The 20,797-nt window shown below is 63.3% G+C and carries 15 protein-coding genes; 12 read left to right on the top strand and 3 right to left on the bottom strand.

Features of this window, described 5'->3' with window-relative positions:
- Positions 1-2: 2 nt before the first annotated feature.
- Positions 3-866, top strand: a complete 864-nt coding sequence (locus tag AAG591_RS11210) for a 2-dehydro-3-deoxygalactonokinase (RefSeq protein ID WP_342531381.1) — start codon at positions 3-5, stop codon at positions 864-866.
- The gene (locus tag AAG591_RS11205; RefSeq protein WP_342531380.1) at positions 863-1,513 is read left to right on the top strand and encodes a 2-dehydro-3-deoxy-6-phosphogalactonate aldolase; all 651 of its coding nucleotides are present in this window, start codon (positions 863-865) and stop codon (positions 1,511-1,513) included. The genes AAG591_RS11210 and AAG591_RS11205 overlap by 4 nt, the downstream gene beginning before the upstream one ends.
- Here AAG591_RS11205 and AAG591_RS11200 read toward each other — a convergent pair.
- Complete coding sequence (locus AAG591_RS11200; RefSeq protein ID WP_342531379.1) at positions 1,501-2,577, bottom strand: aldose epimerase family protein; 1,077 nt, start codon at positions 2,575-2,577, stop codon at positions 1,501-1,503. The genes AAG591_RS11205 and AAG591_RS11200 overlap by 13 nt on opposite strands.
- 190 nt (positions 2,578-2,767) lie before the next feature.
- Between AAG591_RS11200 and AAG591_RS11195 the strand changes: the two genes are divergently transcribed.
- Genes AAG591_RS11195 through AAG591_RS11185 form a run of 3 tightly spaced genes read left to right on the top strand, consistent with a single transcriptional unit; the run spans position 2,768 to position 7,163 of the window.
- Positions 2,768-4,267, top strand: coding sequence for a tryptophan halogenase family protein (locus tag AAG591_RS11195; protein WP_342531378.1), 1,500 nt, complete (start codon positions 2,768-2,770; stop codon positions 4,265-4,267).
- On the top strand, positions 4,267-5,625 hold the full coding sequence (locus tag AAG591_RS11190) for a tryptophan 7-halogenase (protein WP_342531377.1): 1,359 nt from the start codon (positions 4,267-4,269) through the stop codon (positions 5,623-5,625). The genes AAG591_RS11195 and AAG591_RS11190 overlap by 1 nt, the downstream gene beginning before the upstream one ends.
- Positions 5,598-7,163: a tryptophan halogenase family protein gene (locus tag AAG591_RS11185; protein WP_342531375.1), complete on the top strand. Its 1,566-nt coding sequence runs from the start codon at positions 5,598-5,600 to the stop codon at positions 7,161-7,163. The genes AAG591_RS11190 and AAG591_RS11185 overlap by 28 nt, the downstream gene beginning before the upstream one ends.
- A gap of 4 nt (positions 7,164-7,167) precedes the next feature.
- On the opposite strand, the gene AAG591_RS11180 is transcribed toward AAG591_RS11185, so the two are convergent.
- Both AAG591_RS11180 and AAG591_RS11175 read right to left on the bottom strand, forming a co-directional pair.
- Complete coding sequence (locus tag AAG591_RS11180) at positions 7,168-9,045, bottom strand: NPCBM/NEW2 domain-containing protein (RefSeq protein WP_342531373.1); 1,878 nt, start codon at positions 9,043-9,045, stop codon at positions 7,168-7,170.
- Positions 9,046-9,111: 66 nt separating this feature from the next.
- The gene (locus AAG591_RS11175) at positions 9,112-12,411 is read right to left on the bottom strand and encodes a TonB-dependent receptor (RefSeq protein WP_342531371.1); all 3,300 of its coding nucleotides are present in this window, start codon (positions 12,409-12,411) and stop codon (positions 9,112-9,114) included.
- A gap of 169 nt (positions 12,412-12,580) precedes the next feature.
- Here AAG591_RS11175 and AAG591_RS11170 point away from each other — a divergent pair, with 169 nt between their 5' ends.
- The 7 genes from AAG591_RS11170 to AAG591_RS11140 all read left to right on the top strand — a co-directional run bounded on the left by AAG591_RS11170 (position 12,581) and on the right by AAG591_RS11140 (position 20,597).
- Positions 12,581-14,008 carry a DUF4874 domain-containing protein gene (locus tag AAG591_RS11170; RefSeq protein WP_342531369.1) on the top strand — a complete coding sequence of 476 codons (1,428 nt, stop codon included), beginning with the start codon at positions 12,581-12,583 and terminating at the stop codon, positions 14,006-14,008.
- A gap of 115 nt (positions 14,009-14,123) precedes the next feature.
- Positions 14,124-16,544, top strand: a complete 2,421-nt coding sequence (locus AAG591_RS11165; protein ID WP_342531367.1) for a histidine kinase — start codon at positions 14,124-14,126, stop codon at positions 16,542-16,544.
- Positions 16,545-16,548: 4 nt separating this feature from the next.
- Positions 16,549-17,184: a response regulator transcription factor gene (locus AAG591_RS11160; RefSeq protein ID WP_342531365.1), complete on the top strand. Its 636-nt coding sequence runs from the start codon at positions 16,549-16,551 to the stop codon at positions 17,182-17,184.
- A gap of 118 nt (positions 17,185-17,302) precedes the next feature.
- Complete coding sequence (locus AAG591_RS11155; protein ID WP_342531363.1) at positions 17,303-18,067, top strand: hypothetical protein; 765 nt, start codon at positions 17,303-17,305, stop codon at positions 18,065-18,067.
- A 91-nt stretch (positions 18,068-18,158) separates the two neighbouring features.
- A complete protein-coding gene (locus AAG591_RS11150) occupies positions 18,159-18,557 on the top strand; it encodes a hypothetical protein (protein ID WP_342531361.1) in 399 nt (132 codons plus the stop codon).
- 131 nt (positions 18,558-18,688) lie between these two features.
- Entirely contained in the window at positions 18,689-19,264 is a 576-nt protein-coding gene (locus AAG591_RS11145; protein WP_342531360.1) for a hypothetical protein, read from the top strand.
- Between the two features lie 31 nt (positions 19,265-19,295).
- Positions 19,296-20,597, top strand: coding sequence for a hypothetical protein (locus AAG591_RS11140; RefSeq protein ID WP_342531359.1), 1,302 nt, complete (start codon positions 19,296-19,298; stop codon positions 20,595-20,597).
- Positions 20,598-20,797 lie beyond the last annotated feature (200 nt).

Here is a 20,797-nt window from a genome sequence, read left to right as displayed (position 1 = left end):
CGATGGATCCGTTTCTTGCGATCGACTGGGGCACAACCAACCGCCGGATCTACCTGATCGAGGGTGGCCAGGTGCTCCATACCGAGCGGGATGGGCGGGGAGTCGCGAGCGGTCCAGACTTTCCGGCCGAGGTCGAGGCTATCCGGACGCGCTTCGGCCACCACAAGATTCTGCTGGCGGGAATGATCGGTTCGACGATCGGGTGGAAGCAAGCGCCCTATGTACCATGCCCGGCCGGTCTGGAAGCGCTGGCCGATGGCGCGCTGGATCTTGGCGACGGGGTCTATATCCTGCCCGGGGTGTCCCGGCTCGACGATGCGCGGGCGGATGTCATGCGCGGAGAAGAAGTCCAGCTGATCGGTGCGGTCGCGGCGGGCCTCGCACCGCCCGATGCTCTGCTGATCCAACCGGGCACGCATTGCAAATGGGCTGCAATGTCCGACGGTGCCATCGCCCGGTTCACCACCGCGATGACCGGTGAGCTGTTCGCGCTGCTGCGGGATAACAGTATTCTCGCGCCCAATCTGCACGACCCCGTGGAGCCCGGCAAAGCGTTTCTCACTGGCGTTGCGAAGGGACTTGAGCGCGACCTTTCCGCCGAACTTTTCGGCATTCGGAGCGCTGCCGTGCTCGGCCGTTCCGACGAAAGCGGGCGCTCGTCCTTCGCCAGCGGGCTCCTGATCGGGGCCGAGGTTGCCGGGCGCCTTGCCGAATACCCCGCAGAGACTGCGTATATCCTGGCCGATAATCTGCTGGGCGGGCTCTACGCGCAGGCGATCGAACACGCCGGTTGCAAAGCCGTGACCATCGACAGCCATGCCGCGTTTGTGGATGGCATCGTCCGACTGGAGAAACTCCTGCCATGACCCATCTGACCGCCTTCGATCACGCCTTCCATCAATGCCCGCTGGTGGCGATCTTGCGCGGCGTTAAGCCCGATGAGGTGGAAGAGATTGGCGAGGTGCTGGTCGATCACGGAATCGCGCTGATCGAGGTTCCCCTCAATTCGCCGCAGCCTTTCGAGAGCATTGCGCGCCTTGCACGACGCTTGTCCGACCGGGCAGTCGTGGGGGCAGGAACGGTGCTGACCGAAGCCGATGTCGCGCACGTGAGCGACGCGGGCGGGCAGATGGTCGTCTCGCCGAACACCGACGCGGGCGTCATCCGCGCCACGCACAAGGCCGGTCTCGTCTCGCTGCCGGGTTTCGTCACGCCCACCGAGGCCTTCACGGCTCTGGCGGCGGGTGCGACCGCGCTGAAACTATTCCCGGCAGAAACCTCCGATCCGCGCGTGCTGAGCGCCATTCGCGCAGTGTTGCCCGCCGATCTGCGGGTATTGCCGGTCGGGGGGATCGACGCCGACACAATGGCACCCTGGCTGGCGGCGGGCGCTGCGGGCTTCGGGCTCGGCTCGTCGCTCTACAAGGCAGGTCGCACGGCGCAGGATGTCGGGCAGCGGGCTGCTGCGATCGTCGCCGCGCTGGAGCAGGCGCGATCGTCTCACGCGCAATAGAGATGCCAGATCGATCTGTTGCGGTAGGTCTCACCCGGCTCGACCACCGCTGATCCGAAGGCGGGCCGGTTCGGCGTGTCGGGAAACAGCTGCGGTTCGAGCGCGATCCCGTCATGCGTCTGGTAGATGCGGCCGCCATTGCCGGGTGCTTCAGCGGTCAGAAAATTGCCCGCGTAGAATTGCAGGCCGGGCTGATCGGACCAGATGTCGAGCGTTCGCCCGGAATCGGGATCACGCAAGCTGGCTACCTGACGCGGTTCCGAAGTCCTGCCGCCATCCAGCACCCAGCAATGATCGTAGCCGCCAGCGACATCGAGTTGCTGATCATCCGTTTCCGGGTGGTTGAGCGGCTGCCGTGGCACCGTGAAATCGAACGAGGTATCTGCCACGGCGCGCAACTCGCCGGTCGGAATGCCGCCGGGCCGGATCGGCAGGAAATGTGAGGCGCGAATTTCGAGGAGCTGCTCGCGCGCATCGCGCCCGCTCGCCTCGCCCGCGAGGTTCCAATAGCTGTGGTGCGTCAGGTTGAGGATGGTGCGGCGGTCGCTCACCGCCTCGTAATCGATAGTGAGCCGGCCGGCACTGTCGAGAGTGAAAGTCGCCTTGGCCGAAACCGCTCCGGGAAATCCCTCTTCACCGTCGGGGCTGGTGAGGGCCATCGCGACCATCGCGCAATCCTCGCCGCGATCCACGATCTCCCACAGCTGCGACGAAAACCCGCGCTCGCCGCCGTGCAGCGAGTTGCCCCTATCGTTTGCACGGAGAGTGAAGCGCTCCCCGTCCAGTGAAAACTCGGCGTCCGCGATACGGTTCGCCCAGCGTCCCACCGTCGCGCCCAGGTAGTTTGGATCGCTCAGATAGCCGCCGAGGTCGGAAAAGCCGAGCACGACATCTGCAGAATGTCCCTTGGAATCGGGGACAACGAGACTCTGCAGACGCGCTCCGTAAGTGATGATGCAGGCTACGACGCCGCACCCATTATCCAGTCGCACTGCCTGTACATCGCGTCCGTCATCGAGGGTTCCGAACAGATCGACTTCCGTCTTCGCGCCCCTGGATTCCATTGCTACTGTTTCCCGCTTTCAAAGCATCGAAGCTGTCTCCATGCATATCGAAAGAAAACGATACAAAAGAGCGATTTCCGTTTGCCCTGATTTGGTTGAAGGTGCAAGTTTCCGGGCGGAAGATTGCGTAGCTTGGGGGAAATACAGGTGACCGCGAAAGGCATGACCTGGTGAGAGCGGGGCTGGCATAATGACCGCGGCGAATTCCGATAGCGAGACCCAGCCACTTCGCGTGGTCATCCTTGGTGGGGGAACCGCCGGCTGGATGACCGCAATCGCTCTTGCGACGCTGACGGGCGCCGCCACCGAGGTCCATCTGGTGGAATCGGAAGACATCGGCATCGTCGGTGTCGGAGAAGCCACATTGCCGCACTTGCGCGCCTTCATAACGCGCATGGGCATCGACGAGCAGGAGTTCATGGCCGCCACCCAGGCGACCTACAAACTCGGGATCGAGTTTTCGGGCTTCGGCCGCCAGGGGGAACGGTATATCCATCCCTTCGGCACCTATGGCCGCCCGCTCGCCGATGTCGGCTTCCACCATTTCTGGCTGCGCGCCAGAGCCGCAGGCGTCGCATCGCGCATCGACGAGTATTCCTTCGCGGTGATGGCCGCAGAAGCCGCTCGCTTTGCGCATCCGCGGGAGGACGCCGATCCGGTCGAAAGCTTCGGTTACGCCTATCAGTTCGATGCGACGCTGTTCGGCCCCTACCTGCGCGAGCGCGCCATGGCACGCGGCGTCCGCAGGACAGAGGGTCGGGTGGTGTCGGTAGAACGCGACGAGCGGGGCCGGGTTGCTGCGCTGGTGCTGGAAGGCGGCGAGAGGGTGGCGGGCGATCTGTTCGTCGACTGCTCGGGCTTTCGCGCCGTGCTGATCGGAGATGCCGAATGGGAAGACTGGTCGCACTGGCTCCCGTGCGACCGGGCCGTGGCGGTCCCGTGTGAGCCTGCCGACCAAGGCATAGAGCCTTTCACTCGGGCGATTGCCATGCCTGCCGGATGGCGCTGGCGCATCCCGCTGCGCCACCGGGTCGGCAACGGCTATGTCTATTCGAGCGCCCATTGCACCGACGACGATGCGAGAGCTGCATTGCTTTCGGCCATCGAAGGAAACCCGCTCGCCGAACCGCGTATGCTGCGCTTCCGCGCCGGGCGGCGGCGGAACGGCTGGACCGGGAATGTCGTATCTATCGGTCTTGCATCTGGTTTTCTGGAGCCGCTGGAATCGACCAGCATCTACCTGATCCAGGCCGCGATCACCGCATTGCTGGAGAATCTCCCCAATGGCCCCGCCGATCCGGGCGACAGCGATGCGTTCAACCATCAGATGGATTACGAGTATGCGCGTATCCGGGATTTCCTGATCCTGCACTACCACGCCACCGAGCGCGCGGACTCCGGGTTCTGGAACCACGTTCGAACGATGGATATTCCCGACAGCCTCACCGAGAAGCTGGAGCTTTGGCGTAGATGCGCTGTGGTGCCGCAGTATCGGCGCGGGCTGTTCCTCGAACCCAGCTGGATCTCCGTGATGATCGGGCAGGGCGTCGTTCCCGAGGGCTGGGATCCGCGGGCCGAGGTGCCCGCTGTCGAAGGCTTGGAAAAAGCCTTGGTGGGCTTGTCGCGGCATATCGCTGCGGGGGTGCGCGCGATGCCTTCGCATGAGGCGGCGCTGGGTGCGAACGTGTGATGGATCACAATGCTCGCAGACCGATCGCAAGTGCCGCGATCTTCGGGAATGGAGCGGTCGCGCTATGTGCTGCGATCGCAATCAAGCGTGCTGTTCAGCAGTGTTCTGTTCGCGTTATAGAGCCCGTCGATGGCGGCACCACATTGGCCGACAGCTTCCCGGTAATCTATCCGCCTGCACTCCCCATGTTGCATGCGCTTGGGCTCGACGAAGTAGGGCTGGTTCGCTCTGGCCTCGCGTCACACAGGATCGCCGACCGATTTGCAGGCTGGCACGGCGATCCTTTCATGATCCCGGTCGAGGAGCATGAGCCTCCGGTATCGGGCGTTCCGTTTGGACCGATTGCTCGGCTGCACAGTGGGGAAGCGGATCCTTCGGTTTTCTCGCCAGCGCTGGCCTTCGCTCAGGCGGGTCGGTTCAGGCCCGAGGGGGCGGACGGTGTCGGCTACGCGCTGCGGCTGGACCCCGATCGTTTCGCGCGCGCGCTTCGCACGCTGTCTGAGCGGGCAGGCGTTACCTTCGCAAAAGCCGATGGTGCTGCGATCGATGCCGATCTGTGCATCGATTGTGGTCCGCCCATTGAGAGTGCCGACGCCCCACAGTTCGAGGATTGGGGCACCTCGATACCCGGCCATCACCTGCTGCACTGGCAGGCCGAAGGGGTGGTGTCGCTGGTGGATGACCATGCAGCATTCGACTGGGGATGGAAGGCCGAAATTTGCGGTCCCGGCAGGCGACATCATATCGCGGTGTCCAACGACACTTCGGCAATTCCAGACGCGCCATCGAGCGCGATCAAGATCCAGTTTACGCCGGGCCGCCTCGCATCGCCGTGGGCGCGGAACAGGATCGCGTTGGGCGATGCCGCCGCCGTTCCGGGGCCGCTGGGACATTTCGGCTTCACACTGGCCCTGCTGCATCTCGGCCTCTTGCTCGAACTCATGCCCGGTGCCGAGCCGGACCCGCTGCTCGAACGCGAATACAACCGACGGGCGGCCATCCTGTCAGACGAGGTTCGCGATTTCGTGGCGCTTCTCCATGCCGGGGCGCAGCATCGCGGTGCCTTCTGGCAGCAGGCGCGGGCACTCGTCACAACGCCCCCGCTGGCGTCGATAATTGCCCGGTTTACTCGAACGGGCCGAACCCCCGTTCGTGAGGCCGAGATTGTGAGCGATGCTGCATGGGCGCACGCGCTCGCCGCGCTGTTCGATGCGGCACCGGGTTTCGATGCGCTCGCCCGGTCGGTCCCCGCGGATCAGGCCGCAGCGGCATTGTCCCACCGCGCGGAAGACGTGCGCAGGCTTGTCGCATCGCAGCCGCGCTACGAAGAATGGATCGGGAGAATAACGAGGCGATGACTCAACCGGACAACAACGCGATCCGCGATCTGGTTATCGTTGGCGGGGGCACGGCTGGCTGGATGATGGCGGCCGCCGCAGCGCGCGTGCTGGCTGGCGGTGTGCGCCGCATCACGCTGATCGAATCCGACGCGATCGGGACCATCGGCGTCGGCGAAGCGACCATTCCCCCGATCCACGGCTTCAACGAACTGCTCGGGATCGAGGAGCAGGCATTTCTCGACGCCACCAAAGCCACCTTCAAGCTCGGCATCCAATTCGAGAACTGGGGGCAGGTCGGCGAGCGCTATTTCCACCCCTTCGGCAAGACCGGGCGCGACTTCGATGGGATCGCCTTCCATCAGCTTTGGTCGTGGCTGCGCGATGAGGAGGGTGTGGGTCAGCTGGAGGACTATTCGATGAGCGCGGTCGCCGCGCGCAACGGACGCTTTGCGCGTCCCGACGCCAACCCGCGATCGCCGCTGTCGAACGTCGGCTATGCCTACCATTTCGATGCCACGCTCTACGCCGCGTTTCTGCGCGAATATGCGATCGAGCGCGGCGTGGTTCGGGTGGAAGGCCGCATCGTCGATGTCGAGCTCGATGGCGAAAGCGGTTACGTCTCGTCCGTCAGGCGTGAGGACGGGGCGAGCATTCCCGGCGACCTGTTTGTCGATTGCAGCGGGTTTCGCAGTCTTCTGCTCGGGGGCGCCCTCGGCGTGGGTTACAACGACTGGTCGCACTGGCTGCCGTGCGACCGGGCATTGGCGATACCCAGCGCCGCGGATGAGGAGATTGCACCCTTCACCAATTCACACGCCCACGGGGCCGGGTGGCAATGGCGCATTCCTCTGCAGCATCGGACGGGAAACGGCCATGTCTATGCAAGCGCGTTCATGGATGACGATGAGGCCGAGCGACTTCTGTTGGCCAACCTTAAGACGCCGCCATTGGGGGAGTGCCGCCCGCTGCGGTTCGCAACCGGCGTGCGCGAGCGACTGTGGGATCGCAACGTCGTAGCGCTCGGCCTGGCAGGCGGTTTCCTCGAGCCGCTGGAATCGACCAGCATTCACCTTATCCAGACCGGCATTGCCAAGCTGCTCGCGCTGTTTCCCGACCGGAATTTCGCCGATGTGGAGCGCGACGAATACAACCGGCTGATGACATCGGGCTACGCTGCCATCCGCGATTTCATCGTCGCCCACTATCATGTGACCCGCCGCGACGACACGCCGTTCTGGAACCACGTTCGGACCATGGATATTCCGGACAGCCTGAAGACGCGGCTCGAACTGTATCGGCAGAAGGGGCGGATTTTCCGCTATGACGACGAGCTTTTCTCGATCGCCAGCTGGTCGGCAGTGCTGAACGGGCAGGGGCTTGTGCCGCTGGCTAACGATCCGCTGTGCGCGGCACTCGACGGAGAAAGTCTGGCAGAAGCGATGCGCCGTATGCGGCAGGTCCATCACAACATGGCGGCGCGCCTGCCGATGCACCGTGCGGCGCTGGGCCCGTCAGCGGGGGATGCCGGCGCGGTAACGGCGCGCGCCGGCACGTGAAGCCCTAGCGCTGGAGCTTCGCGTCCGCCCAGGCGATCATCGGCGGGCGCTCGCCACCGACGGAAGAGGCGATCGCCACCAGTTCGAACACTTGTGCAGACGAGATGTCTGCGGAGATTTTGCCCGATTTGCCTGCTTTGACCGTGGTTTCGCCGACGAGCTTGCGGTCCGCATAAACAAGGAAACGCACCGAGCCCGATCCGTTCAGGACCAGCGGGCTCGCATCGAATTTCGCAAACTCGCCATCGGTGCGGATTTCGACCCGCGAGTTGGCGAACAGGCCAATGCCCTTGGCAAAGCTCGTGCCCTGCGAAACGAAGGCGCTGCCGTCGGGCGCTACCGCCACGCGAGCCGGAACCCAACCTTCGGGCAGGCTGTGATTGCCGATCCCGTCGACCGCGACATTGATGCGGCCAGGCATTTCGTCCAGCCATACGGCGTCGGCATCTGCCGGGGTGCCTTTCAAGCGGAACAGGCGGGCCTCGTGCGCACCGAGATCGACGGAAATGGCGCCCTTTGCGGCTGCGAGGTTTTCGTGCGTCCAGACGTCGCGGACACTCGCTTCGCTGCCGGGAGCGAAGCCCAGCTGGGTCCAGTCGACCGTCGCCGAAACGGGCTCGTCCCCGCGATTGAAGAAGACGACCGCTCTGGCGCCGTCGCCGGCCAAGGTCCGCACCACGACCATCGCTTCGCCGTCACGATAGGGCACGCCCTGGTTGCCAGCCGCATCCTGGTCGATCGCAATCACCTCGCGATTGCCGAGGATGTCGAGCAAGGGCTGGGGCGCGTCGCGCAGGTCGTATCCGATCAGCAGCGGGGAGGCCATGATCGCCCACATGCTCATGTGCGCGCGCGCTTCGGTGAGGTGGTTCTCGTCGAAGTCGCCGTGGCCGATGGCGAGCATGTCGGGGTCGTTCCAGTGACCCGGCCCGGCGTACAGCGTCCGGTCGACTGCGCTGTCGATATTGCGCAGCATGCTCTCCCAATGGAACTCGATATCTGGGCTGGTACGCCACAGGTTGCCGCGCTTGTTGCCCCAGCGCGGCGAGAGCGCCTCGCCCCACGCGCAAATGCTCAGCACGGCGTCGTCGCCGCCCCATTCCTTGATCGCCGTGCCAAGGTCGGCATAGAGCGCCTCGACCGCATCCGGGTCCGAATTGGGGATGTCGCCGCGCACGATATAGGGCGGGAACACGTTGAACCGCCCGGACTGGACCGGTTCGACATCGGGCGCATAGTCGGCGACGCCGCAGGCATCGATCTTGACGTAGTCGAAGCCCCAGGTGCCGAAGATGGTTTTCATGTCCTGCTCGGCGTGGTCCATGCTGCCGACCTGCCGTTCGGCGATCGAACCCACCGGCAGGTTGGGGCTGGTTGCGTCCCAGCGCTGGGCACAGGTGTTGTGGCCGATATCGGTATAGAGGCCCGCCTTCAGGCCGAGGCTGTGAATGAAATCGGTGAAGGGTACGAAGCTGCCATTGGGATGACCGTCGACCACCGCAGACGGGAACATCGTGTCGTGGATTTTGAGCGAACCGTCATCGCGCCGCTGGAGCGCCCAGCCATCGTCGATATTGACGTAGCGATAGCCCAGCTGCGCCAGCCCATTGTTGACCAGTGCCTCGGCAGAGCCGCGAATCTTTTGCTCGTCTACATCGGTGCGGAAAGCATTCCACGGATTCCAGCCCATCGGCGGTGTCTGCGCTGCTTCGGTTTCGTAGACCGAATACTCGCCACTCGGAGAGAGCGCGGCCTGCGCATCCTCGGCCTGAACCTGAGCAGGGATCGCTGCGCACAAAAGCAGGCCGGATGCGGCCCAATTCGCAAGAGCCCGACGACCTGGGCCGCCCTGCCGCGCATGCTTGATTGAGCCAGTTTTCATTTTCCGCTCCCCATAAATAGAGCGGGACGACGTCTCGCCGCCCCGCCTTTTCTTGTCATTCGTCGATCAGAATTTGAACCTGGCCGACACGGCAAACTGGCGATCGTTCTTGAACCACGACCGGGGCGCACGCTGCCCGTCGGCGTTCAGCACGAACGATGTTTTAAGCGTCGTGTCGAGCAGGTTCTGCACCTCGCCCACGATCTTGAAGCGATCGGTGATGTCGAACCCGAGCGAGGCATCGAGCTGACCGCTCGCTTCCTGATACACCGGGCCGAAGGGGAAGCAGCAATCCAGCCGTGTCAGCAGGAACCGCGAACGCCAGCTATAGGCGAAGCGCGCCTGCACCGGTCCACGCTCGTAGAACAGCGCGGCGTTGAAGTTGTGCTTCGAAAGTCCTTCGAGCGGCAGGTTCTCATACAGGCCGGTAATATCGATGGTCGGCTGGTTGCCGGTCTCTGTGAGGTTGTTGGAAGGCGCGTATGCCGGCGGCCCGATCACGATGCTGCCCACGTCGATGTAGGTGTAGGACAACTGCGTGCCAAAGCCTGCAAGAGCGCCGGGCAGGAAATCGAAGGTCTGCTGGTACGCGAGTTCCGCGCCCTTGATCTTGCTGCTCCCGGTGCTGTTGGCCGGGCCACTGACGGAAACCGGCAGGGTCACGCCGTTGTTCGTCAGGTCTCTCGAATAGACCTGGTTCGAGACGACGATGTTGTCGATGTCCTTGTAGAACATCGCCAGCGTCAGCGATCCGACTGTGTCGAAGTACCATTCCGCCGTCAGGTCGAACTGCCACGCTTCGACCGGTTCGAGGAACGGGTTGAGCGACCGAGCCGTAAAGCCACCCGTCTGCCCGTTGTACGTCAGCCCGACATAATTGCGCAGGTTTGCGAAGTCGGGGCGCGAGATGGCCTTGGACGCTGCAAAGCGGAACACCAGTTCGTCGCTCGCGTCGAGCCGGACGTTCAAGGACGGAAGCCAGTGGTCGAAGCTGTTCTTGGCGACATTGGGGGCCGACGCGCCATTGGCGAAGTCCAGTGCTGCCTGCTGCTCGGCGGCGGTTACTCCCGGCTGGCAAAGCGCCGGCACCTGGCCGCCCGGGGAGCCCGCGAAACCGGCACAATAGGCACCGAAGTCTCCGCCGAATGCGTCCGGTATGACCTGGCTCGACGGAGCGAAGTTGACGGCGCCGCTGGATTCGTCGGTCGTGTGGACGTAGCGAACGCCCAGATTGCCCGAAATCTTCATCCCGTTGGCGAGATCGGCTCCGAAGCTGCCCGAAAGGTAGGCTGCCACAGTCTCTTCGCTGTTCGGGAAGACTTCACCGGGCAGGAAGTAGCCTTCGATGAGATCCGTGCCGCGATCCTCGATCGGCGTGAAATATCCGGGGGGCGCGATCGAGCTTGCCAGATCGATCAAAGCGCCGCGCTCTTCAAGGATGGAGTCCTTGACGAACAGGGCGCCCGGAGGTGCCCCGACCTCTCCGTGGAAGAAGTCCGGATAATCGTAAGAGCTCACGACAGACGGGTCGCTGCTGACGAAGACTGGACCACCTTCGATCCAGGTCTCCGACAATCCGCCCCAGTTGTTGAATTCGTTGGTACGAACGGTCTGCTTGCGCTTGGCGTAGCGCGCGCCCCCCCGCACCTCGCGCAGGAAACTGTCTTCGGACAGGTCATACGAAAGATCGGCGCGCAGGGCGTATTCGTCACCTTCATTGATGGCACGGTTTTCGACCGCTGAGCGGTAATAGGTCGCATCGCCGCTGCCGATGTAGGTGGACGTGTCGAAACCCGGGGTCACGAAGTTCACATCGGGATACTGCCCCGTGAGATCGATCGACACGTTGGTAAACGTATTGAAGTTTATCGCGTCGTCGGCGTTCCGGACGTCGGATTTGATGTACTGGCCGTCGAGCTGAATGTGGAGGCGGTCGGTTGGCGACCATTGCACATTGATCGAAGCATCCTGCGCTTTCACGTCGTTGAATGCCGACCGGTTCGAAAGCTTGGTGAAGATCCCGCCGGGAATAAACTGATCGTAGTTGCACCAGTCGGTCGACGAACCCTGGCACAGGCCGGTCACACCGCCACCGCTGTGGACCAGCGTGCCCGACGTGAAGACGCCATTCTCATCGTACATGAAGTTGGCATCGGGGTCGTACACGAACCCCGGCTGATTGAGATATCCGGCCGGGAAGATCTGGCCTGCATCGGGGAACCAGTTGTCGCTCTCGATCGTGCGTTCGGTCCACCGTTCGTTGAATTCCGAGCGGATGTATTCTGCGGTGACGAGCAGGTTGCCGCTGGCATTTTCGAATTGCAGGGCCGCATTGATGCTGTTGCGCTCGCGCTCGAAATCCTGAGACCTGAAGCCCGCGCCTAGCGGTGTGTAGACCTGGTCATAGCCAGCCGGAGTCGGAAACTCGTCGCAGACTCGCAGCGCATACGGCTGGCCTTCGTTGATGATGCGGCCGTCCGGGCAGGGCGCGTTGAAGCGTGCCTGGAAGCCGTTGAGGAAAATGGAGTCGGCCCGGCTGAACTGCTTCGAATAGCTCCCGCCGACCAGCAGACCGACACGGCTCCCGTCGCCCAGCTCCCACTGGTTGGAATAAAGCCCGACGAAGGAAGGCGCCAGTTCCTTGGCGAGATCGCCATAATTCGCGCCCGCAGAAAGGAAGATGACCTGATCGTTGGAATCGAAAGGCTTGCGCGAGTTGATGCTGACAGTGCCGGCAATGCCGCCTTCGATCATATCCGCGGTGAGGTTCTTGTAGACCTCCACCGTCCCGGCGAGTTCGGCGGGAACACTATCGAAGCCCAGCGACCTGCCGCCGTCGGCGGAAAAAGCGTCGCGGCCGTTGAATTCGCTGCGGACGTAATTGAGGCCACGCACAGTCACGCCCGAACCCTGGACGGAGAAATGGGCGGAATCGCTCGGCGAAGCGAACCGGGTGATGGCGACCCCAGGAACGCGCTGCAGCGCTTCGTTGATCGAACGGTCCGGCAGCGAGCCGATATCGTCCGATGTGATCGCATCGACGACCGTGTCCGCGTTCTTCTTGATGTCCTGGGCATTGGCCAGACTCTGCTTGATGCCGGACACGATGATCACGTTGTCACCGGATTCGTCCGTCACCGGCTTGGACGCTTCGTCGCCTTCGTCGGCGGCCTCTTGCGCATGCGCTACGTCGGCGATCGATGTAGCGAGAATGGAACCGCCAAGCAGAAGCGCGCAGGTCGAAGCAGACAGACCGAAGCGTCGCTTGTTCCGGCCGGCAAGAGTGCGGCCTGCCCCACCGGTAAAAATTTCGTCTGTCGGCAACTCATCCGTCGCGGCACCACTGCTCAGTGCGTGCACCCTCATCAATCCCGTCATCCCTCATCTCCCCATGCGGTCCATGGCCCATCCAAGAGCCAGCCAGCGATAGAACTTGCAAAAATATGATAATTGGTCAAACGAAAAAAAATGAAGGTCGGATTTCAAAGGAAAAAGGGGAATTTCCATGGGTCTGCGGTGGTTCGGTTCCATCCGGATGGCGGCTCTCGCCAGAGATCGTTTCTTTTATTTCGCTTTCGCCACTCTGGTACTGTGCGCGCCATTCGGTGTATCGAAGGGTCTTGCCCACCCGGCTGAAGCCGATGCGAACCGCCTCTCGACCATCGCGTTTACCGCGGACAACGGTTCCTATCCGAACCCGGAAAGGGGGTTCTACAAGTCCGCTACGGTTCCTTTGCAAGAGCTGACCAGACGTGAGCTGAGGGAGACCTTCGCACAGGGTCATCGCCTGATGTACGTGCGCATAGACTTGGATGATTTCAGGGATCGGCCGCTTTCGGAACAGTTCCTCGCAAAGCTCGATCGTGGATTCGAGCGGACCCGTGCGGAGGGGCTGAAGCTGATCATCCGCCCGGTCTATAACTATCCGCACGGCGAGACCGATTACGCGCAGGCCGAGGACGCTTCGCTGGACCGCGTTTTGCAACATATCGAGCAGCTCAAGCCGGTGCTGCGAAAGAATGCCGATGTGATCGCTTTCCTCCAGGCCGGCTTTGTCGGCGCCTGGGGAGAATGGCATACATCATCGAACGAGTTGACCGCCCCGGCGGCACGGGAAGCGATTTTGAGCGCGCTCACATCCGCCGCTCCGCCCGAGCGGTTCGTACAGCTGCGGTATCCTCCCTATATCGAGGAGTGGATGGAGAAGGATAGCGCGGCATCCGCAAGCGCTTCGATCGGTTTTCACAACGACTGCTTCCTGGCGAGCCCGACCGACGTCGGCACGTTCTCTGAGGACGAACCGGAGCGGGAACGCCAGAGAGCGGCTATGGCGCGTCTGGCCAACGATGCGCCGTTTGGCGGTGAAACATGCAATCCCCTTGCCGCCTCGGACCCGCAACCCCGGGCAAGCTGCACGGATATTCTCGCCGAAGGGGCCATGTTCGGCCTTACCTATCTCAACGCAGGCTATTATCGGCCCATCTTCCACGAACGGTGGGAACGGGAAGGATGCATCGGCACCGTCGCAGACCGGATGGGCTATCGTCTGTCTCTCAAGAAGATGCAGTTTCCATCTGTCGTCCGGCACGGGGACAAGGGCCGGGCTTGCGTCCTGCTCGCGAACTCTGGCTGGGCACGGATGTACAACCCGAAGAACTTCCAGCTCGTCCTTGAAAACCGTCGCACTGTGAAACGTGTCTCTACCACGGAGGACTCCCCGAACGTTAGCGAGATGTTGCCGGGCCAGGAGGGCGGCTTCTGTTTCGAGATCGCTGCTGATGGCAGCTTACCCGCAGGGGATTACGACCTGTACCTCGCCCTTCGCGACGGGTCGGCCAGCCTTTCGCAGGACACTCGCTATTCGGTCCGGTTCGCCAATGCGGACGACAGGGATGCGAACCAATGGTGGGATGAATCGCAAGCCGCTTTTCATGTGGGGGCCATCGTGAGGGTTGACGATTAGTCCTCATCCGCTTCGCTCAAGCTGCGAATGACCGATCGACAACACCGCAATTGTGTAGCCGTGATTCCGAGGTAGATTGAGGCCCGGGGACAATAGCGGGGCAGCATTTCGGGCGATGGATTGGAGTGCGGCCACCCCCCCAGTCGCGTCGCTGTTCTGGCATCCGGCTGCGATCGGTTACCTGAGCCAGCTCCTCCTGGCGCTCGTGCTGGCGGCGTACATGCTTCGCAGGGCGATCCACGAATCGCGGCAGGGGCGATTCCACGCGCCGACCTGGGCGTTCGCCATCCTCATGCTTTCGCTGGTGCCGACTTTCGCCACGACCATGGTGCGATTGCTGGCTGCCGGGGGCTGGCTGAGCTACGCGATGCCGTGGTCGCGGCTGGACGCGTGGTCCACGCTCGCCATGCCGTGGGCACGCCCTTTCGGGAGCATCGCGCCGATCGCGCTGGTGCTGCTGGCCTACCTGTTTCCCAAACCGCTCCCGCGCAGCCGGCGCGAGATGATGGCCGTCATGGCGGTGCTGTTCGGGCTGTTAATGGCCGAGATCGCGATTGCGGTGCGTGCGGACTTGGCGATTCTCGAACAAGTGGCGTGGTGGCGGCCGCAGTGGATGGCCGTGTGGATGCACGTGGTCATGATATGGGCGGCGGTGGTGTTCTGGCGTCAGCTGGTTGCGGCACAGGCCAGCGCGCTGCCACCCGAAGGAAGGCCAAGCCCGCTTGCGAAGATCGCGCTGCTTTGGCGCCCGGGGCTGACGCGCGAAGGGCAGGTCGCGCGCGCCTTCCTGATCCTGACGATCCTTCCCATTTTGCACACGGCAGCCCTGTTTTTCCCGGACGAAAGCCTGGGCGCGCATTTCCCTTTCGATATCCTGATCTGCTGGCTGGGGCTGCTGCAACTGGTCGGCCTGACGCTGGTGCTGATCGGCTATCTGCCCGAGCGCACGACCTTCCTGTTCAAGCTGACCGTGATCGGTTTCGCGGTGCTTCTGGGTGCGGTGAACGGCACGGCGTGGGTCGTTGCGCCCGCATTCCAAAATCAATTCCGCGCGCCCGACCTGCCCGCATCGGGCGAGGCGCTGCTGTTCGCGCCACGTGGAGGCAACCTGGGCTATGTCGCGCAATCGACGGCTTTCTTGCCCGAGCGCGTGAGGGGCCCCGTGCTTGGGGCAGGGGGAGGGCGCGTCGATCTGCCATTCGCCTTCCCGTTCTACGGGCGCGTATACCATCGCCTTTACGTGAGCGACCTTGGCACGATTGGGTTCGAGCGGATGCCGCAGCCTGTCGACGCGGCGTTTGGGGCGGGGAACCAGCCCGCCATCTATCCCATGCTGGCCGACCGGCCGAGCGCGGGAACGCAGATCACCACCTTTGCAAACAGCGAAAGGCTGGTGATCACGCGCCGCGACCGCTGCAATGCCCGGGAGGTTGCGATCTGTTACCAGTTGCAGACGATCCTCCACGCCGACGGGCGGATCGACATGCAGTATCTCGATGTCCCGCCCGCGCCGCCTTACGCGGTTCTCAGCCCGCTTAACGCGCCGTGGATCATCGGCATCACGCCCGGCCCGGATACGAGCGCGGGCCCCTCAATGCTGCACGACTTCTACCGCAGCTTTCTGGCCTATTTGGACCGGCTCTACGCGCCCTTCGTGCTGTTCATCCTGCTCACCGCGCTCGCTGCGCTGGTCGGTCTGCCGCTGGTCTTCCGCAGTTTCCTGCTCGCCCCGCTCGAACGCTTGCTCAGCGGAATTCGCCGTTACCGGGATGGGGAGAGCGACACGCAGGTTGCGGTCGCCTACCGCGACGAGATCGGGTTTCTGATCGAATCGTTCAACGCGCTTGCGCGCGAACAGTCCGCGCTTACCCGGCGGCTGGAAGACCGGGTAGCGGACCGGGTGGCAGAGATTGCCGACATGACGATCCAGACGACCAAGCTGGAAGAGCGCGCGCGCCTTTCCGCCGATCTTCACGATGCGGTGGCGCAGACTCTGGCCTCGGCCGCGCTCCACGCGAGCGCGCTGCCAAGCCGGCTGCACAACCTTGCCGAACCCGATCGCGAAGCGGCGGAGCAGGTCGCGCGTCTAAACCGCCATGCCCTGAGCGAGATGCGCCAGCTGCTGTCCGAATTGCGCGACGAGGGCGCACAATGGCTGCTTTCGCACCGCTTGGGCCAGCTGATCGGCAGCTTCACCCGGTTGCACGCGCTCAATATCGATGCCGAGATCAACGAGGGGGCGGAACTGCCTGCGGAGGTTTCCGCGATGTTCTACCGTGTGGCGCAGGAATCGCTCAACAACGTGCTGAAACACAGCGGGGTGGGGGAGGCAGAGCTGGTTTTCGATGCGCTGGAGGATCGCGCGATCCTCTCGGTCACCGATCATGGGCGCGGCTTCGATCTGGCGAAGGGCAATCGGCGCGAGCGGCTGGGCCTGTCGATCATGCGCGAGCGGGCAGAGGCGATCGGCGCGACGCTTGAAATCGAAACTGCGCCGGAGCAGGGTTGCCGGGTCACGATGATCTGGATGAGGTAGCGGGATGAGCGCGAAGATCCGGGTTCTAGTCGTCGACGACCACCTGATGGTCCGCCGCGGCATCGCGCAACTGCTGGCGAGCGCGGACGACATCGATCTGGTCGGCGAGGCGGAGAACGGGGAGGGTGCGCTGGCCCTGTGCAGCACGCTGTCGCCCGACATCGTCCTGATGGATCTGCGCATGCCCGGGATGGGCGGGCTTGCCGCCACCGAGAGTATCCACCGCGCGCATCCTGATATCCGCATCATCGGGCTCAGTACCTTTGCAGAGGACCACATGGTCGCGAGCATGGTGGCAAGTGGCGCGTCGGCCCACCTGCCCAAGTCGGTGAGCTTCGACGAACTGGTCGATGCGATCCGCAAGGTGGCAGGGGGCGCCTTGATCGAGCGACCTGTCGCAGCGGGCCCGGCGAGCCGCACGACCAATCTCTCAGGCGCGATCACGGGGCAGCAGCGCCGCGTGCTCGCCCTGCTCGCCAAGGGTTTCACCAATCCCGAGATTGCGAAGTACCTCGGCTTTTCGGTCTCGACCGCGAATTATCACGTCGGCGCGATCCTTGCGAAAATGGGCGTCGCCAACCGCGCGGAAGCCGCGGCGATTGCCGTGCGAGAACAGCTGATCGACGAGTTCGACCTGTAGCATCGGCGGGCATCACGCGCCGCCGGGCCAGCCTCTGCCGGGCCTAGTAGACCTACCAGTTCCGTTCATCGCCGCACGCTCTACCCTCCATCGTGCCTGGACGGGAGGGGGAACACGGATGAGGTACGGGGTCGCAATTCTGGTACCCGCCGTGTTGCTCCTTTCCAGTTGCAACGACGCCGGGCGCGATACGCCAGCGGCAGCGAGGGGCACGGCCACGGTGGCGGCCAGCGCCGAATGCCCCGCCGATGGCGATCGGCTTCCCATTACCGGCATCTGCGCCAGCCGCGCAGCGGACTACCTGAACACGCCCGGCGGCACCCCGCCAGAGGCACCCAGGGGGTGCGGCTGGATCGTGCAGGAAACCCGCTTCGGTGACGATGTGCTGCTCTATCGCGCCTTGCAGTGCGGCGGGAAGGCGACGCGGCTTGCCTATAGCGAGGGGGCCGGGATGGCCGACCTTGCCTACGACACGGCTGCCTATGGCGATGCCGGGAATGCCCTGAAGGGCGAGGTCCTGGTCCGCGTTACCGGCTCGGACGACAGCAACAGAACCGCGAACCTCCTGCGCATTGCCCGCGATGCGATCGACGATCCGCAGGAAGGACAAGGTTGCATGGTTCGCAACGCAGGCGTCGATTTCTGGCCGCGCGACGCACTGGTGGTGGACGTGGGCGAGGCCCAGGCCGCCAAGGCATCGCCCGATGGTCCGCGCACTGCATGCGGCCCTTTCGGCCTCAGCGAAGACGAATCCTCGTTCTGGCGCGTGTTCCAGGGCCACAGCTGGTTTTTCCAGCTCGGGCAGGACCTCTGGCAAGTCGATCCCGGCTCCTTCACGCTCCTTTCGAAGGGCAGCGACGGGCGCTGGAGCCAGGTGAAATAGGAATTCGGCGGATCGGACTGCCGTGCCGCAGCCACCGCCCGAATGCGTGAAGAGTATCGTTGAAACCCACTTTTTTGGATTGGAGAGACCCATGAATAGGAAAGCAGTCTTAGCAGGCATCGTCGCGTCCATCGCACTTCTCGGTGGCACCGCCGCGCTCGCCCAGTCGGGCCGGACGAACATGTACAACAAGAACGGTGTCAAGTTCGGCATCACCACTGCCAACTTCACGAACACTTACGATCTGGGCGGCGATTTCACCGTCAAATATAATGGTCGGGTTGTCGGCACGTGGCTCCAGCATTCGGATGGCGTGAATGCGCAGTTCTTTCTTGCCCTTGGCAAGAACGAGGCGACCGGCGGCCGCAACGACATGGTTGTCTACACGGGCGATTACGTCGTCAGCACCGGCGAATGCACGATGCGGCGTATCAGTGCCGACGCCAACAGCGGCATCACCGGGACGTGCACCATCACCCCCAATTCCTGATCGCAAAGAACTATACCTGAAAGCATTCTGGCCCGTTCATCGACGATAGCGTCATGAACGGGCCACGTCAGACCGAAACATTAGATGGCGCCTGGCGCATCATCTTCTCTGCAAATATTCCGGAGGTTACTATGAAGCGGGTACTCTGCACGATTTCCTGCGCGCTGATACTGTGCGGGTGCGGCGACAAGAGCGCCGATGACAAGGGCGAACTTGCGACCGCGAAGGCCGAGGCCGCTGCCGCGAAGGCGGAGACGGCCGCGATGAAGGCAGAGATGGCGGCATCGGGCGGCGCAAATGGCACCGCAACGCCTGCGCCCTCGCCGACAAAGTCGACGACCGCGCCCAAGGCCGACTCCAAGGCAAAGGGCAACGGCAAATATCGCATGCCCACCGCCGACGAGCTGGCCAATGGCGTGAACGCCAATTGCGACGTTACGCTCGAAGGATATTCCTACAGCGGCCCGTGCAAGTTCAACGCGAAAGGCGGGGCGAGCTTCGGCATCTCGCGGGCAGACGGATATCCGATGAATCAGCAGTTCGAGGAAATCTACCTCGAAGCCGACACCCGCACCGCTGCCTACGGGCGTTTCCGCGACAGCGACGGCAACTGGCAGGACATCGGGATCATGACGCGCCCCAACACCAAGGATGCGTGCTGGACCGGCGATATGACGAAGGTCTGCGCCTACGGCAAAAAGTTCTGAGCCCCTCGCGGGCGCTGCTGGAGTACATTCGATGAAAAACTCGACCGCAAACGCAATCATCGCGAGCATTGCGGCGCTGGCTGCGGCGTCCTGCAGCGCCCAGGCAAGTCCGGACGTGGAGCCCGAATATTCCGACGGCGCCACTCCTTATGGCAACTATGGCCCGTGGAAAATTTACGAGACCAGTTCGGAGCGGTTCGACAACGCGCTCAGCTGCGCGGCGGTCGCCAACCTGCCCGGTTCCTTCGACGCGATCCGTATCGAACGGGTGGCGGACGGGTACCTCTTCGGGGTCAACGGGTTCGACCGCGAAAGCTTCGGGGAGGGCGGCGAGTATCCACTGTCCTACTGGTTCCACACCGACATGCCCACCGCGGTCAACGTCACGGGCAGGTTCGAGAAGGACCCGGCGTTCCCCAACGACGACTGGCTGAGCGCGTTTGCCAGCCTCGATGATCTGAACGGCAACGGTCCTTTCGGCGATATCTACCTTAGCGACGACATCACCTTCGAGGTTCAGAGTCCCGGCAACCGTACCGGAGACGATGCGGTGAAGATCACTTTCCCCGTCGGCACGGGAGAGATCCTGCTGCGCTCGCTCGACCAGTGTTACGACATGGCCATGAAATATGCGGCGGAGACCGAGGACGGTATTCCGCCCTGCCGCAACGAAGGCCCGCGACTGCCGCTGAGCGGGCTGTGCACCGATTCCGCCTATGCCTACCTCAATATGGTCGAAGGGCCCGAGCCCGCACTGGCGACGGACTCATGCGAGTGGACGATCAACGAGGCGTGGCTGGCGGGGATGATGGTGCTCTATCGTGCCGCCAAATGCGGCGACCGCACCTCTCGCCTTTACGGGAGCGCGGGGGCACACATGGCCACTCTCGACCTGATCGAAAGCGCCTATCGGGATGATGGGGATCTCTTCGGCAAGCTGGGCGAGGAAGTGCGCTACGCCGATGTCATCATGCGCTTCAAGAAAACTCCGGCCCAGGATGTCCAGTACAATGCCCTGTACGGCCGCCAGCGCGAGGTCCCCAAGAGCTGCAAGGCGCGCAAGATGGATGACGTGGCCGATGGCTACATCGTCGACGTCAGCAAGGCAGAGCGCGCGCGCCAGCCGAAGGACGAACCCCCGGCCCAGCTTTGCGGTGACTACGGCTTCGGCGACGACGCCGATCTGTGGCGCGTCTTCCAGGGCTTCGCGTGGTACTTCTATCTGGGTCAGGACGCATATCAGGACATCGACTATCGCAGCCTGACCTTGCTCGAGCCGGACGGCAAGGGTGGCTGGTCGTTGGTCGGCGAAGCGACCGAGAATGTTCGCTGACCAGCTCGAACGATCAGTGGTTCGCCCCGTGGGTCGAGGACGTAGCGCATTGCGGCATCGTAATCGCTGTTGTGAGCATCTGCTTCGAAGCCTCGCCCGGCGCAATCGCGTAACCAATGTGCATGCTCGCTTAGGGCAGCAGAGCCATCTCGCGATGCAGTACAGCGCCGTGCTATGGTCCATGAAGATGGACCGCGGAT

The sequence above is a fragment of the Citromicrobium bathyomarinum genome (assembly GCF_038594485.1).
In the GTDB taxonomy this organism is placed as follows: Bacteria; Pseudomonadota; Alphaproteobacteria; order Sphingomonadales; family Sphingomonadaceae; genus Alteriqipengyuania; species Alteriqipengyuania bathyomarina_A.
Note: the sequence above shows the minus strand (reverse complement) of the source record. Positions and strands in the feature narration are given on the sequence as shown.

What these genes read in the sequence shown, in the direction of transcription:
- AAG591_RS11210 (WP_342531381.1), top strand. Translation starts at nt 3, where the DNA reads ATGGATCCGTTTCTTGCGATCGACTGGGGCACAACCAACCGCCGGATC.
- AAG591_RS11205 (WP_342531380.1), top strand. Translation starts at nt 863, where the DNA reads ATGACCCATCTGACCGCCTTCGATCACGCCTTCCATCAATGCCCGCTG.
- AAG591_RS11200 (WP_342531379.1), bottom strand. Translation starts at nt 2,577, where the DNA reads ATGGAATCCAGGGGCGCGAAGACGGAAGTCGATCTGTTCGGAACCCTC.
- AAG591_RS11195 (WP_342531378.1), top strand. Translation starts at nt 2,768, where the DNA reads ATGACCGCGGCGAATTCCGATAGCGAGACCCAGCCACTTCGCGTGGTC.
- AAG591_RS11190 (WP_342531377.1), top strand. Translation starts at nt 4,267, where the DNA reads ATGGATCACAATGCTCGCAGACCGATCGCAAGTGCCGCGATCTTCGGG.
- AAG591_RS11185 (WP_342531375.1), top strand. Translation starts at nt 5,598, where the DNA reads ATGGATCGGGAGAATAACGAGGCGATGACTCAACCGGACAACAACGCG.
- AAG591_RS11180 (WP_342531373.1), bottom strand. Translation starts at nt 9,045, where the DNA reads ATGAAAACTGGCTCAATCAAGCATGCGCGGCAGGGCGGCCCAGGTCGT.
- AAG591_RS11175 (WP_342531371.1), bottom strand. Translation starts at nt 12,411, where the DNA reads ATGAGGGTGCACGCACTGAGCAGTGGTGCCGCGACGGATGAGTTGCCG.
- AAG591_RS11170 (WP_342531369.1), top strand. Translation starts at nt 12,581, where the DNA reads ATGGCGGCTCTCGCCAGAGATCGTTTCTTTTATTTCGCTTTCGCCACT.
- AAG591_RS11165 (WP_342531367.1), top strand. Translation starts at nt 14,124, where the DNA reads ATGGATTGGAGTGCGGCCACCCCCCCAGTCGCGTCGCTGTTCTGGCAT.
- AAG591_RS11160 (WP_342531365.1), top strand. Translation starts at nt 16,549, where the DNA reads ATGAGCGCGAAGATCCGGGTTCTAGTCGTCGACGACCACCTGATGGTC.
- AAG591_RS11155 (WP_342531363.1), top strand. Translation starts at nt 17,303, where the DNA reads ATGAGGTACGGGGTCGCAATTCTGGTACCCGCCGTGTTGCTCCTTTCC.
- AAG591_RS11150 (WP_342531361.1), top strand. Translation starts at nt 18,159, where the DNA reads ATGAATAGGAAAGCAGTCTTAGCAGGCATCGTCGCGTCCATCGCACTT.
- AAG591_RS11145 (WP_342531360.1), top strand. Translation starts at nt 18,689, where the DNA reads ATGAAGCGGGTACTCTGCACGATTTCCTGCGCGCTGATACTGTGCGGG.
- AAG591_RS11140 (WP_342531359.1), top strand. Translation starts at nt 19,296, where the DNA reads ATGAAAAACTCGACCGCAAACGCAATCATCGCGAGCATTGCGGCGCTG.